General features: G+C 61.0%; 15 protein-coding genes. 5 read left to right on the top strand and 10 right to left on the bottom strand.

Translation table 11 applies throughout. The features are described 5' to 3' along the window. Positions 1–150: 150 nt before the first annotated feature. The 3 genes from ALTERO38_RS00955 to ALTERO38_RS00945 form a co-directional block, all read right to left on the bottom strand. Complete coding sequence (locus ALTERO38_RS00955) at positions 151–624, bottom strand: hemerythrin domain-containing protein (protein WP_148925428.1); 474 nt, start codon at positions 622–624, stop codon at positions 151–153. A gap of 115 nt (positions 625–739) precedes the next feature. Next, positions 740–1,018, bottom strand: coding sequence for a DUF3509 domain-containing protein (locus ALTERO38_RS00950; RefSeq protein ID WP_102836714.1), 279 nt, complete (start codon positions 1,016–1,018; stop codon positions 740–742). Positions 1,019–1,219: 201 nt separating this feature from the next. After that, positions 1,220–1,840, bottom strand: coding sequence for a bifunctional 2-polyprenyl-6-hydroxyphenol methylase/3-demethylubiquinol 3-O-methyltransferase UbiG (locus ALTERO38_RS00945; protein WP_159966933.1), 621 nt, complete (start codon positions 1,838–1,840; stop codon positions 1,220–1,222). A gap of 214 nt (positions 1,841–2,054) precedes the next feature. Here ALTERO38_RS00945 and ALTERO38_RS00940 point away from each other — a divergent pair, with 214 nt between their 5' ends. Further along, a complete protein-coding gene (locus ALTERO38_RS00940) occupies positions 2,055–2,432 on the top strand; it encodes a response regulator (protein ID WP_102836712.1) in 378 nt (125 codons plus the stop codon). Positions 2,433–2,498: 66 nt separating this feature from the next. On the opposite strand, the gene fba is transcribed toward ALTERO38_RS00940, so the two are convergent. The 7 genes from fba to ALTERO38_RS00910 all read right to left on the bottom strand — a co-directional run bounded on the left by fba (position 2,499) and on the right by ALTERO38_RS00910 (position 9,833). Then, positions 2,499–3,563 carry a class II fructose-bisphosphate aldolase gene (fba, locus tag ALTERO38_RS00935; protein WP_159966932.1) on the bottom strand — a complete coding sequence of 355 codons (1,065 nt, stop codon included), beginning with the start codon at positions 3,561–3,563 and terminating at the stop codon, positions 2,499–2,501. 168 nt (positions 3,564–3,731) lie between these two features. Then, positions 3,732–4,064, bottom strand: coding sequence for an MliC family protein (locus tag ALTERO38_RS00930; RefSeq protein ID WP_148925430.1), 333 nt, complete (start codon positions 4,062–4,064; stop codon positions 3,732–3,734). Positions 4,065–4,081: 17 nt separating this feature from the next. Beyond that, positions 4,082–4,276 carry a hypothetical protein gene (locus ALTERO38_RS21425; protein ID WP_256663741.1) on the bottom strand — a complete coding sequence of 65 codons (195 nt, stop codon included), beginning with the start codon at positions 4,274–4,276 and terminating at the stop codon, positions 4,082–4,084. A 101-nt stretch (positions 4,277–4,377) separates the two neighbouring features. Then, the gene (locus ALTERO38_RS00925) at positions 4,378–5,538 is read right to left on the bottom strand and encodes a phosphoglycerate kinase (RefSeq protein ID WP_148925432.1); all 1,161 of its coding nucleotides are present in this window, start codon (positions 5,536–5,538) and stop codon (positions 4,378–4,380) included. Between the two features lie 61 nt (positions 5,539–5,599). Continuing rightward, positions 5,600–6,646 (bottom strand): erythrose-4-phosphate dehydrogenase, encoded by a 1,047-nt coding sequence (gene epd, locus ALTERO38_RS00920; RefSeq protein WP_159966931.1) that lies wholly within the window; start codon positions 6,644–6,646, stop codon positions 5,600–5,602. A gap of 160 nt (positions 6,647–6,806) precedes the next feature. Further along, positions 6,807–8,804 carry a transketolase gene (gene tkt, locus ALTERO38_RS00915; RefSeq protein WP_159966930.1) on the bottom strand — a complete coding sequence of 666 codons (1,998 nt, stop codon included), beginning with the start codon at positions 8,802–8,804 and terminating at the stop codon, positions 6,807–6,809. A 108-nt stretch (positions 8,805–8,912) separates the two neighbouring features. Next, complete coding sequence (locus tag ALTERO38_RS00910; RefSeq protein ID WP_159969609.1) at positions 8,913–9,833, bottom strand: LysR substrate-binding domain-containing protein; 921 nt, start codon at positions 9,831–9,833, stop codon at positions 8,913–8,915. Positions 9,834–9,995: 162 nt separating this feature from the next. Between ALTERO38_RS00910 and ALTERO38_RS00905 the strand changes: the two genes are divergently transcribed. The 4 genes from ALTERO38_RS00905 to metK all read left to right on the top strand — a co-directional run bounded on the left by ALTERO38_RS00905 (position 9,996) and on the right by metK (position 13,779). Next, positions 9,996–10,892, top strand: a complete 897-nt coding sequence (locus ALTERO38_RS00905; RefSeq protein ID WP_159966929.1) for a TauD/TfdA family dioxygenase — start codon at positions 9,996–9,998, stop codon at positions 10,890–10,892. Further along, entirely contained in the window at positions 10,889–11,494 is a 606-nt protein-coding gene (locus ALTERO38_RS00900; RefSeq protein WP_102836704.1) for a LysE family translocator, read from the top strand. The genes ALTERO38_RS00905 and ALTERO38_RS00900 overlap by 4 nt, the downstream gene beginning before the upstream one ends. 78 nt (positions 11,495–11,572) lie before the next feature. Next, entirely contained in the window at positions 11,573–12,574 is a 1,002-nt protein-coding gene (locus ALTERO38_RS00895) for a metalloregulator ArsR/SmtB family transcription factor (protein WP_159966928.1), read from the top strand. Positions 12,575–12,588: 14 nt separating this feature from the next. Continuing rightward, the gene (metK, locus tag ALTERO38_RS00890; RefSeq protein WP_159966927.1) at positions 12,589–13,779 is read left to right on the top strand and encodes a methionine adenosyltransferase; all 1,191 of its coding nucleotides are present in this window, start codon (positions 12,589–12,591) and stop codon (positions 13,777–13,779) included. Positions 13,780–13,810: the final 31 nt, after the last annotated feature.

Below are 13,810 nucleotides of genomic sequence, written 5' to 3'. Positions count from 1 at the left end.
AGGCAAACACGCCAGCTAGTAGCAGTAAGCCATCAAGCCTGACAGTAGCGTCGTGGGGGAATATTGATGCAGATCAGCGGGGCAATAGGCGGGGCTTGCTGCTTTGATCGACCAGGCTAGACCGGGGCGTTGCGCCCCGGCGGCGATCAGTCAGGCGGCCTGTTTCGCAGCGAATTCTTTCTTCAGGCGGCTCTTTAGCTCTTCCATTTGCTGTCCCATCTCGCTCAGCTGGTCATCGCTGAACAACTCACGCGCCGTGGGAAACATTTCGGACTCTTCTTCCTCGATGTGGTGCTCGAGCAGCTCCTTGCAGACTTTCACGCGCCCGGAGAACTCAAGCGTCGAGGGGTCAGTAGCCTTGAGGTCTGGAAGCACCAGCGAATCAACTGCACGATGCTCTTCCTTGGCCTCGTGGTACATGGTCTTCTCCTCTTTCCCACCCGCTTCCTTGAAGGCTGGATAGAGAATCTGTTCTTCCAGCTGGGTATGGATCGACACTTCCATTTCCAGCTTCTGTAACAGTTCGGTGCGGGTCTTGACGGCACGCTCGGTGGTATCGGTGAGGCGCGTCAGAATATCTTTGACTTTCTCGTGGTCGTCGATCAACAGGTCGATGGCGTTCATTGGGTTCCCTCTCATCAGGTTTGCACTGCATTCAGGCTCTTCGGTCTGATCGTCAGCGCTAGGCAGGCACGTCCGAGTACGGCAGGCCTGTGGCAATACAGGCCTGCCGCCCGACTCAGGCGTACTCGTAGGTGGGCAGCCCGGTACGGCTCTGGCTTTGGAGCCGGGCGATGGCGGGCGACATTCCCGCTTCCAGCGCCAGGTCACGGCGGACCGAACTGATGACCCACTCAAGCTGGATATTCGTCTGGGTCTGTCCTTTGGACAGGGCCCGCTTGATGACGTCCCGATCATCGTTACGAAGCGTTAGCAGGAGCCCGCCATCAGGACGAGGTGCGGTGACGACTTCAAACTCGGGAAACGCGGCAGAGAGAACTTTTTCAGCGGCAATCATTATTGTGTACTCCGGTTATGTTCCAGCGTACGTAGCTAGAGCATCGATCATGCCAACCGGGCAAACATAAAAACTCGCGTCATTTCAGCGACTTGCGTCACATAATGGCGCTTTGTACGCATGCAAAACGCATGACGGTTACGCTTACGGCATGCATTCTGCTGTGCGGAAGAACAAATATTGAAGTTCGCTGTCGAGCGCTCAGGCCTTGCGCCAGACGCTTGCAAGCCAGGGTTGTTGCTCGCGCGGCAGCCCTGGCGGGCGATAGTAGTGCTCCAATTCAATGAATCCGACGGAATGCAGCAAGCGCTGCCACGTAGGCCAGTCGTACCAGGTGCCGTAGCGGGCGCCACTCCAGCCTTCCTGGTTGTCGCCGCGTGGGTTGGAACAGAACAATACCCCGGCAGGCCGAAGTGCCGCGTGGAGTCTCGACAAGACTCCGGCGATTTCGCGACTGGGCAGATGAAACAGCACCGCATTGGCAAAAATGCCGTCGAAGGACTCGGCCGGAAGATCCAATTCAAGCAAGTTTTGATGCAGCACTTCACACCCCGTTTCGGCACGTGCCATTGTCACGAAGGGCTCGGCGCCATCGAGGCCGACCGCAATATGCCCGCGCGCTGTGAACGCTTTGAGATCCCGCCCTGGCCCACAGCCAAGGTCGAGAATACGCAGCGGCGCCTTGCCCTCGATGTGCCGGAGTAACGCATCGATGTTCTGGCTGACGTCGTGGTCTCGAGTCCCATCGCGAAAGGCCTCGGCGTTGGTGCGATAGTCATCCAGCGTCAGCTCCGAAATAGCGCGATGATTTTCGTCAGGCATGAGGGCACTCCAGCGATGAAAAGGGGAGCCTAACTACTCGACTGCCGGTTGCCAATGCATGTGGCATCGCGAAAAGCTGGGCAAATCGCAGCAAACGATTGACTGGCAGCGGCACATCGCTGAACTTGCGCAGCGGCACTCGCTCCAACGCTGATCCGCGTGGATTAATGCCCCTACCGCACTATGTTCATGAAACACATCGAGAATCGCTCCGATGAGCCAAGCACACAAGAAAGTCGTTTTACTCGTCGAAGACGAACCTCACATCCTTTCCCTGCTGTCTGATTACCTCGCCGGCGAAGGCTATAAGGTGTTGGAGGCCGCCGATGCGCCGCGGGCCTTCGAGATCCTGGCGACAAAGCCGCAACTCGATCTGCTGGTGACTGACTTTCGTCTTCCTGGCGGCGTGTCCGGAGTGATGATTGCGGAGCCCGCATTGAAGCTGCGACCCGACCTCAAGATCATCTTCATCAGCGGTTACCCGATCGAGATCCAGGAATCAGGCAGCGAGATTGCGCGCTCCGCGCCGATCCTCGCCAAGCCGTTCTCACTGGATTCTTTGCGCAGCCAGATTCAGCAGCTGCTAGCCTGACGCAAAGAACAACGCCCCAAACGCAACGAGCCCGCACTAGGCGGGCTCGTTTTTCAACGCATCGACTCAGTTGACCTTGGGGTCGAGCTCGCCGCGCGCATAACGCTCAAACATGCCTTCCAAGGAAATCGGCTTGATCTTCGAGCCATTGCCGGCGGTGCCGAACGCCTCGTAACGCGCAATGCAGATGTCGCGCATGGCGGTCACGGTCTGGGCCAGGTACTTGCGCGGGTCGAATTCGCTGGGGTTCTTCGCCATGAACTCGCGGATCGCACCGGTAGAGGCCAGACGCAGGTCCGTATCAATATTCACCTTGCGCACGCCGTACTTGATGCCTTCGACAATTTCCTCGACCGGCACGCCGTAAGTTTCCTTAATGTCGCCACCGTACTCATTGATGATTTTCAACCAGTCCTGCGGTACGGAGGAGGAGCCGTGCATCACCAGGTGAGTGTCAGGAATGCGCTTGTGGATTTCCTTGATGCGCTGGATCGACAAGGTGTCACCGGTTGGCGGCTTGGTGAACTTGTAGGCGCCGTGGCTGGTGCCGATGGCGATGGCCAGGGCGTCAACCTTGGTCTTGGCGACGAAATCGGCAGCCTCTTCCGGATCGGTCAGCAGCTGGCTGTGATCCAGCATGCCTTCTGCACCGACGCCATCTTCTTCACCGGCCATACCGGTTTCCAGGGAGCCCAGGCAACCCAGCTCGCCTTCCACCGACACACCACAGGCGTGGGCGAAAGCAACGGTCTGCTGAGTGACGCGGACGTTGTATTCGTAGTCGGACGGCGTCTTGCCGTCTTCGCGCAGCGAGCCGTCCATCATGACCGAGCTGAAGCCCAGCTGGATCGAGCGCTGGCAGATGTCAGGGCTGGTGCCGTGATCCTGGTGCATGACCACCGGGATATGCGGGAATTCTTCCACCGCGGCGAGAATCAGGTGGCGCAGAAACGGCGCGCCGGCGTATTTGCGAGCACCGGCCGAAGCCTGGACGATCACCGGGGAGTCGGTCTTGTCGGCCGCTTCCATGATGGCTCGCATCTGCTCGAGGTTGTTTACGTTGAAGGCCGGCACGCCGTAGCCGAATTCGGCGGCGTGGTCGAGCATCTGGCGCATGCTGATGAGTGCCATGTTTTCCTTTCTCCCGGTTAGGGTCGATTAATCATGTAAAGCCTGCCGCAAGGGCTGACGGTGTTCAAGCACCGCGCGGTATGGCGCGGCATTGTAGTGGTGGACGGCTCAAAAGCCATCAGACCCGGTAAAAACGCCTTAAAACAGGGGAGCCAGCCGCTTGTTAGATCAGATATTGATCAACGACGCACTGCAACCATGGGCGAGCAGTTTGTCATCAGCCAGACGATAGACCAGCGCACCAGTCCCCTTGTCATGGAAGGCCACAACACCATCGCTATAGAAAGCACCACGGGTCACCGGTTCCTTGCGCAACCTGTGAACCTGCTGGCTGTCGCCAATTTTCAGCTCCACCATCTGGTGGCTGTCATCAGCATAGCGCCAGGCGATGTTTTGCTCGCTCTGACACTTCCAAACTACAAAGGGCGCATCCGGACCGGATTGCCAGTGCCCGCACCCGCCGAGCAGTGCTGCAGCAATCGGAATGAGCAGACCTTTCATTGGTCCTCCTTGCTGGCTCAGGGACAATCCTGCATATCCGCGGCGGTTCCTGCAGTCGGGTCGCCCGTGCTTTGCATCTCAATGCGTTGATCATTCTGCGCAGTCGGGCTCTGTGCCGGTGGCGGGTCGATTACTTCGCAGAGCGAGTCCGGCGAACCTCCGGCACAACCGGCCAGGCCAATAAAGCAAACAGCTATTGCGGCGAAACGCATGGTGAGTCTCCATTCCTCATCTGGACAGAACAGAGACAGCAACCCGTCGCAGGGGTTGCCTTTGCCGTTACGTTTGTAACGACAAAAGGCCATCAGCTGCTTCAGTTCGCGCGTTGCTCCAACACTTCAACAGCGGGCAGAACCTTGCCTTCGACGAACTCGAGGAAGGCGCCACCGCCAGTGGAGATATAGGAGATCTGCTCCGCGACACCGTACTTGTCGATAGCAGCCAGGGTGTCACCGCCACCGGCGATGGAAAACGCCGGGCTTTGGGCAATCGCCTGGGCCAGAACCTTGGTGCCGTTACCAAACTGATCAAACTCGAACACGCCAACCGGGCCGTTCCAGAGGATGGTCTTGGAAGACTTCAGCAGCTCGGCAAAATTGGCCGCCGTTTGCGGACCGATGTCCAGAATCATGTCATCTTCGGCCACGTCGGCGACTGCCTTGACGGTGGCTTCGGCGTCTTCGGCGAAGGCCTTGGCGACGACTACGTCAACCGGCAGCGGTACGCTGACCTTTGCAGCAATGGCCTTAGCAGTGTCGACCAGATCCGCTTCATACAGCGACTTGCCCACCGGGTAGCCGGCCGCCGCCAGGAAGGTATTGGCGATGCCGCCGCCGACGATCAGCTGATTGCAGACCTGGCTGAGGCTATTGAGCACGTCCAGCTTGGTCGAAACCTTGGAGCCAGCGACGATGGCCGCCATCGGCTGTGCCGGGCTCTTCAATGCCTTGCCCAGTGCATCTAGCTCAGCCGCGAGCAGCGGGCCGGCGCAGGCGACCTTGGCAAACTTGGCGACGCCGTGGGTCGACCCCTGGGCACGGTGGGCAGTGCCGAAGGCGTCCATGACGAACACATCGCACAGCGCGGCGTACTTCTGCGCCAGCTCGTCGGTGTTCTTCTTCTCGCCCTTGTTGAAGCGCACGTTCTCCAGCAGCACCAGCTCGCCGGCCTGCACCTCGACGCCGTCGAGGTAGTCCTTGACCAGCGCCACTTCGCGACCGAGCGCCTTGCTCAGGTAATCGGCGACCGGCTTGAGGCTGTCTTCTTCGCTGTACACACCCTCTTCCGGACGGCCGAGGTGCGAGCAGACCAGCACCGCCGCGCCCTTCTCCAGCGCCAGCTTGATGGTCGGCAGCGAGGCCAGGATGCGCGCGTCGCTTTTCACTGCGCCATCCTTGACCGGCACGTTGAGGTCCTCGCGGATCAGCACGCGCTTACCCTGGAGGTCGAGGTCGGTCATCTTCAAAACGGTCATGTGATCTTCCTTAAGTTCAAGAACGGCGATGTTTTCAAGCCGCGGACGCCCGGTGCGGCGGCTAAGTGCGGTGGGCGGCGCGCAGATAATGATCGGCCACGTCGAGCATGCGGTTGGCGAAACCCCATTCATTGTCGAACCACGCCAACAGGTTCACCAGCCGCGGCCCAGAGGCGCGCGTCAGGCTGCCGTCGACGATCGCCGAATGCGGGTCGTGATTGAAATCGCAACTGGCATGGGGCAACTCGGTATACGCGAGCAGGCCTTTCAACGGCCCGGATTCAGCGGCTTCCCGCAGGATCTGGTTGATCGTCGACGCATCGGTATCACGCGTCATCTGCAGCGTGATATCCAGACAGGACACGTTCACCGTTGGCACCCGCACGGCTTTGGCCTGAATCCGCCCCGAGAGTTCCGGCAGCAGGCGTTCAATGCCTTTTGCCAAGCCGGTGGAGACTGGAATCACCGACTGGAAGGCCGAGCGCGTGCGCCGCAGGTCATCGTGGTGATAGGCGTCGATCACTGGCTGATCATTCATCGCCGAGTGAATGGTGGTGATCGAAACGTAATCCAGACCAATCGCGTCGTTGAGCAGTTTGAGCAGCGGCACGCCGCAATTGGTCGTGCAGGACGCATTGGACACCAGCCGCTCGGCGCCCGTCAGCCGCTGGTGATTGATACCCATGACCACTGTTGCATCGACATCCGCGGCGCCGCTCATGGGCTGCGAAAACAGCACCCGCGGAACGCCTGCAGCGAGAAAGCGCTCCCCACCGGCCCGAGTGTTGTAGGCACCGGAACACTCCAACACCAGGTCCACTCCCAGAGCGCGCCAATCGACCGCTTCAGGCGTCGACTCACGCAACACTTTCACGCAATGACCGTTCAGGTGCAGACAATCGCCATCCACGCTCACCTCACCGGGAAAACGGCCGTGAGTAGAGTCGAAACGGGTGAGGTATTCCAGACTGGCCATGTCGGCAAGGTCGTTGAGGGCAACGATCTCGAAATCAAACGCGGCATCGCGCTCGTAAAAAGCACGCAGCACGCAGCGACCGATGCGGCCGTAACCGTTGAGGGCGATGCGGTAAGGGGAAGTTCGGGGCATTCGCGGCTCGTCTTGTGCGAGCTGGAAGCGGGAAGCCAAGACCGGAAGTGGTTCGTACCGCCGCCACCGACAATCCTGAGCCGCCCCTTCTCAGCTGCTGTGATGTCGCAAAACCTGAGCTGGAAGGCTTAAAGCAAGCCTCCAGCTTTCAGCTTACCTATCAGTCTTCCAGCAGCTCTTCGGCAACCGCGAGGATGTTCTCGACGGTGAAGCCGAACTCCTCGAACAACTGGCCAGCCGGAGCCGATTCGCCGTAGGTAGTCATCCCGATGATGCGGCCGTCGAGCCCGACGTACTTGTACCAGTAGTCCGCATGGGCCGCTTCGATGGCGATGCGCGCGCCGACTTCGACCGGCAGCACGTGCTGCTTCCAGGCGGCGTCCTGCGCGTCGAAGACGCTGGTGCAGGGCATCGACACCACGCGGACCTTGCGGCCCTGCTCGGTCAGCTTGTCATAGGCCTGGACGGCCAGACCGACTTCCGAACCGGTGGAGATGAGGATCAGTTCCGGCTCGCCAGCGCAGTTCTTGAGGATGTAGCCACCCTTGGCAATGGACGACTCGGTTTCGTTGTCGCGAATGTGATACGGCAGGTTCTGACGCGAGAAGATCAACGCGCTCGGGCCGTCCTTGCGCTCGACGGCGTGCTTCCACGCCACGGCTGATTCGACCGTGTCGGCCGGGCGCCAAGTGTCCAGGTTCGGCGTGGTACGCAGGCTGGTCAGCTGCTCGATCGGTTGGTGAGTCGGGCCGTCTTCACCGAGACCGATGGAATCGTGGGTGAAAACATAGAGCACACGCTGCTTCATCAGCGCCGACATGCGCACAGCGTTGCGGGCGTATTCCATGAACATCAGGAAGGTAGCGCCGTAAGGAATCAGGCCGCCGTGCAGCGCAACGCCGTTCATGATTGCAGCCATGCCGAACTCGCGCACGCCGTAGTACATGTAGTTGCCTGATGCATCTTCGGCAACCACCGGCTTGCAGCCCTTCCACAGGGTCAGGTTGGAGCCAGCCAGATCCGCCGAGCCGCCGAGCAACTCAGGCAGCAGCGGGCCGAAGGCATTCAGGCAATTCTGGCTGGCCTTGCGGCTGGCGATGGTTTCGCCCTTGGTGGCAACTTCACGAATGAACTCGCTGGCCTTTTCCGCAAAGTCGGTCGGCAGCTCACCTGCCATGCGCCGCTTGAACTCGGATGCCAGACCCGGGAATTCGGCTTCGTACGCGGCGAAGCGCTTGTTCCACTCGTTCTCCGCGTCAGCGCCCTTCTGCTTGGCATCCCATTCGGCGTAGATATCGGCCGGAATCTCGAACGGGCCATGCGTCCAGCCCAGCGCCTCACGGGTCAGGGCAATCTCGGCATCACCGAGCGCGGCACCGTGGCACTCTTCCTTGCCCTGCTTGTTCGGCGAACCAAAACCGATGATGGTTTTGCAGCAGATCAGCGTCGGCCGGTCGCTCTTGCGCGCCGTCTCGAGCGCTATCTGGATTTCGTCGGCGTCATGGCCGTCGACGTTGCGAATCACCTGCCAGCCGTAGGCCTCGAAGCGGCGCGGGGTGTCATCGGTAAACCAGCCATGGACTTCGCCGTCGATGGAGATGCCGTTGTCATCGTAGAAAGCGACCAGCTTGTTCAGCGCCAGGGTGCCCGCGAGCGAGCACACTTCATGGCTGATGCCTTCCATCAGGCAGCCATCACCCATGAATACATAGGTGTGGTGGTCGACGATCTTGTGCCCGTCGCGGTTGAACTGCGCCGCCATGACTTTCTCGGCCAGGGCAAAACCCACGGCATTCGCCAGCCCCTGACCCAGCGGCCCGGTGGTGGTCTCGACGCCCGCGGTGTAGCCGAACTCCGGGTGACCCGGGGTCTTGCTGTGCAGCTGGCGGAAGTTCTTGAGGTCGTCGATAGACAGGTCATAGCCGGTCAGATGCAGCAACGAGTAGATCAGCATCGAGCCGTGGCCGTTGGACAGCACGAAGCGGTCGCGATCGGCCCAGAGAGGGTTGGTCGGGCTGTGCTTCAGATGATCACGCCAGAGCACCTCGGCGATGTCCGCCATGCCCATGGGGGCACCCGGGTGGCCGCTGTTGGCTTTCTGCACAGCATCCATGCTGAGGGCGCGGATGGCATTGGCTCGCTCACGACGGCTGGGCATCGCTGAATCTCCTGCGGGGGTGTACGAAGAAAAAGGCGGCCATTTTCCCCTACCGCGGGTGGCGGGGCAATGACTGAATAAGGGCCGAGCCGCCGCCAACGCCCGCCTTTAGTCGAGCAGCCTGACGCCACAGCTGCCGATGTCCGGCAAATGCTGCAGAAGGTAGTCCTTCATTCGGCTCAGCGTCGGGGGCGTCTCACCGGCTGCCGGCCATACCAGGTAATAGCTATCGCCGGAGCGCACCGCCTGGTCGAACGGCAGCATCAGCGAGCCTTTGCGTAATTCGGCGCTGACCAACGCCAGGTCGCCGATCGAGATGCCATGCCCTTGCGCCGCCGCGGAAATTCCCAGCTCCAGCGTGTCGAACAGCTTGCCTTGCTGCCAGTTGACTGACTCGACCCAGCCGACGCGCTGCAACCAGCGTCGCCAATCCCGACAGTCACGCGAGGGGTGGATCAGCGCTGCATCGGCGAGGCGCGCGGCTGTCCAGGGTGATCCGCCCTGAAACTCCGGTGAGCAGACCGGCACCAGCCACTCATCGAACAACTTGACCCGGTTCCAGTCCGCCGGAAACCCGCCATGGCCGAGCAGGATGGCGCAATCAAAAGGCTCGTTGTGGAAGTCCACCGAGTCGAGGTCCATCCAAGCACTGGTCAGTTGCACGCGGTCCTGCGGTTGGTCGAGCTGGAAACTCTCCAGCGCGCCAAGGAGCCAGCGCATCGTCAGCGTCGACGGCGCTTTCAGCCGGAGTGCATCCTGCTGACGGTTGATGGCGATGCAGGCGTTCTCGATGGTTCGGAAGCCGACCTTGAGTTCCTGCGCCAGCAGCCGTCCGGTGTCGGTCAGTGCCAGCCGTGAACCGCGCCGCTCGAAGAGCGGGCAGCCGAGGCTTTCTTCCAGCGTCTTCACGTGTCGACTGACCGCACTCTGGGTAATGCACAGACTTTCCGCGGCCTGTGTGAACGAGCCGAAGCGTGCCGCGACCTCAAAGGCGCGCAGCGCATAGAGCGGCGGCATGCGCAACGTCATGCCGGCAGACTCCAGCATGAGTAAAACTCATGCCATATGGCCGTTTTTTCCATTTTGCAACCCTCCAGGCCCCACCAATACTCGCCAGCAATCGGGCCAGCCTCGCGCTGACACCGACTCAAAAAAGAGGCCTCTGCCTGTATAACGCTAGGGAAGGATGACATGCCCACTCGTGAGTTCGATCAACTTTTATCTGCCAGCATTCGTCACGGGGGGCTCAGTCAAACACAGATAGCGGATATCCTCGATTTCAAGCTGATGGGTAACGCCAAGGGTTTTGTCCTCGTGGAGGACACGGACATCGGCGAGATCCCGCCGACGCCCGCCTCACGCACCGAGCTGAACAAGCAAGACGACCGCAGCGAGCGCTTGCTGCTGCAAGCTACCGCCCTGCTGGGCGAACCCATCGGCTACGTGCAGGAATCGGGCGGCTGCATCGTCAACAATTTTTTCCCGCAGCAGACGCAGTCACGCGCCGCGACTTCGGACAGCTTCGACACCGAACTCGACCTGCACACCGAGAACGCTTTTCACGCGATCCAGCCCGACTACTTGCTGCTGCTCTGCCTGCGCCAGGATCCGGCGGCTGAAGCCGTTACCTACATTGCTTCGGCCGAACGCATTCTCGACCGGCTTTCCTACGAAGATCAGGTGTTCTTTCTCAACGAGCCGTACAACTTTCTGTCCGACTACGGCCCCAGCGAGAAAAACCAGCGCATCGATATCAACAAGCATCAAACCGTGCTCTACGGCGACCCCGACGCGCCCTTTCTGCGCTTCGACCCGCAATTCATGGTCGCCTACAGCGATCGGGCCCAGCGTGCATTGGAGCGACTGCGCGCCATTGCCTGGGAGGTGGTCGAGCCGGTGCGGCTCACCCATGGCGATCTGCTGATCATCGACAACCGCCGGACCGCACACGCACGTAGCCCCTTCACGGCCCGTTTCGATGGCAGCGACCGCTGGATGCAGCGCACCTTCGCCAGCTGCAACCTGCGCTTCTACACCGAAAAGCTGGGCAAGCAATCGCGCATCTTCGAACTGGTAACCGAGCTATGAACGCCACCTATCTCGCCTTTGCTGCCGCGGTCGCCCTGCTGATCGCCTCCCCCGGCCCAGTCGTCGCACTGGTCGTCGCCGATGCACGGCGCAGCTGGCCGGCCTGGACCATTCTCGGCGGCGTGATTTCCGCGCAACTGCTGTTGATCGCCGCACTGATGCTGATCTATCTGGCCCTTGACCTGAAACCGGTGATTCTCGAATGGGGCCAGGTGCTCGGCGGGCTCTATCTGATCTGGCTTGGCGCCGACGGCCTGTGTGGCGGCGGTGGCGAAGAAGCCAGGGAGGTACCCCGCCCGCAGTCACACTACTTCTGGCGGGCCATGGCGGTCGGGCTGTCCAACCCCAAGGACATCCTGTTCTTTCTCGCATTTCTGCCGGGCTTCATTCTGCCGGCGCAACCCTTCGCGCCGCAGGCGCTGGCGCTGATCGCCATCTGGGCGCTGGTCGATGTTTCCATTCTGATTACCTACAGTCTGGTGTCACGCCAACTGTCGAGCAATGACCGCCTGCAGGGGCTGCTCGATCTGCTGCCCAACTTTTTTCTATTGGCCCTGGGCTTGGTCTCCTGCGGCATGGGCGTCAACAGCCTGATCGGCTAAGGCGCCGCTTGTCCAATATCAAAACTTTTTGATATTGCCATTGCTGGACGAAAATCGACCGACTAGACTGCGCTGCCTATGAGCCTGCGCATTCCCCAGATGTCTTTCGACGACAGCGATCAGCTCGCCGCCCTGTGCAAGGCCGGCGGCGATTCGCTGCGGCTGAACGTGCTGCGTGCGCTGGCCAGCGACTCGTTCGGCGTGCTCGAGCTAGCGCAGATCTTTGCCACCGGACAATCCGGCATCAGCCATCACCTCAAGGTGCTGACCCAAGCCGGCCTGCTGGCGACGCGCCGTGAAGGCAACGCGATCTTCTATCGCCGCGCCCTCCCCCAGAGCGACAGCCTTGGCGGCAAGCTGCATGCCGCACTGCTGGAGGAAGTTGATCAGCTGAGCCTGCCGCTGGATGTGCAGGCACGCATTGCCGCGGTGCATGCCCAGCGCAGCGCCGCCAGCGAAGACTTCTTCGCAAGAATGGCCGGCAGCTTTCAGGCGCGGCAGGACATGATCGCCGGCTTCCCGCAGTACCGCGACAGCGTGGTCGCGCTGCTCGATGCGCTGAATCTTCCAGGCCAGGCTACTGCGCTGGAGGTAGGCCCCGGCGACGGCGGCTTTCTGCCGGAACTGGCTCATCGGTTCGCCCGAGTGGTCGCAGTGGACAACAGCCCGGCAATGCTTGAGCTGGCTCGCTCACGTTGCGAGCAGGATGCGCTGGAAAATGTCGAGTTGAAACTTGCAGACGCCTTGCAGGACGAATGTCCGTCAGCCGACTGCGTTGTGCTGAACATGGTTTTGCATCATCTGGCCGCGCCGGGTGAAGCACTCAAGCAACTGGCGCGGCTGGTGAACGTGGGCGGCAGCCTGCTGATCACCGAGCTGTGCAGCCACAACCAGAGTTGGGCCAAGGAGGCCTGCGGCGATCTCTGGCTGGGCTTCGAACAGGACGATCTGGCCCGTTGGGCCGATGCCGCGGGGCTCACGCCCGGCGAGAGCCTCTACATTGGCTTGAAAAACGGTTTTCAGATCCAGACCCGGTACTTTTCCCGGCTCGCCCCTGACAGCCGACTCACCCACCGGTAATTAGGAACCGATAGATGAGCGAATACTCGATTTTCACCTCCGAGTCCGTGTCCGAAGGGCACCCGGACAAGATTGCCGACCAGATTTCCGATGCGGTGCTGGACGCCATCATCGCCGAGGACAAGCACGCCCGCGTGGCCTGTGAAACGCTGGTCAAAACCGGTGTCGCCATTGTCGCCGGCGAAGTCACCACCAGCGCGTGGGTCGACCTCGAGCAGCTGGTGCGCGACGTTATTGTCGACATCGGCTACAACAGCTCGGAAGTCGGCTTCGACGGCGCCACCTGCGGCATCATCAACATCATCGGCAAGCAGTCAGTGGACATTGCCCAGGGCGTTGACCGCACCAAGCCGGAGGATCAGGGCGCTGGCGACCAAGGCCTGATGTTCGGCTACGCCAGCAACGAAACCGACGTGCTGATGCCCGCCCCGATCCGCTTCTCCCACGCACTGGTCGAACGCCAGGCCGAAGCGCGCAAGAACGGCCTGCTGCCGTGGTTGCGTCCAGATGCCAAGAGCCAGGTCACCTGCCGTTACGAAGGCGGCAAGGTGGTCGGCATCGACGCCATCGTGCTCTCCACCCAGCACAATCCTGAGGTTAAGCATTCCGACCTCAAGGAAGCGGTGATGGAGTTGATCGTCAAACACGTGATCCCGGCTGAGCTGCTGCACAGGGACACCCAGTTCCACATCAACCCGACCGGCCAGTTCATCATCGGCGGCCCGGTGGGCGACTGCGGCCTGACCGGACGCAAGATCATTGTCGACACCTATGGCGGCATGGCCCGTCATGGCGGCGGCGCGTTCTCCGGCAAGGACCCATCCAAGGTCGACCGTTCGGCCGCCTACGCCGGTCGTTACGTGGCGAAGAACATCGTCGCCGCCGGCCTGGCCGAGCGTTGCGAAATTCAGGTCTCCTACGCCATCGGCGTGGCCCAACCGACTTCGATTTCGATCAACACCTTCGGCACTGGCAAGCTCAGCGACGAGAAGATCGTCGCCCTGGTCCGCGAGCATTTCGATCTGCGTCCGTACGCAATCACCACCATGCTCGACCTGCTGCACCCGATGTACAAAGCCACCGCAGCCTATGGCCACTTCGGGCGTACTCCAGTTGAAATGACGGTCGGTGGCGACACCTTCACCGCCTTCACCTGGGAAAAGACCGACAAAGCTGACGCCCTGCGCGCCGCTGCAGGCCTGTAAAACACAGCCCGCCGGCACAAAAAAGCCCCGC

The organism is Pseudomonas sp. 9Ag, from assembly GCF_902506445.1.
GTDB classification, from domain to species: Bacteria; Pseudomonadota; Gammaproteobacteria; order Pseudomonadales; family Pseudomonadaceae; genus Stutzerimonas; species Stutzerimonas stutzeri_AB.
Note: the sequence above shows the minus strand (reverse complement) of the source record. Positions and strands in the feature narration are given on the sequence as shown.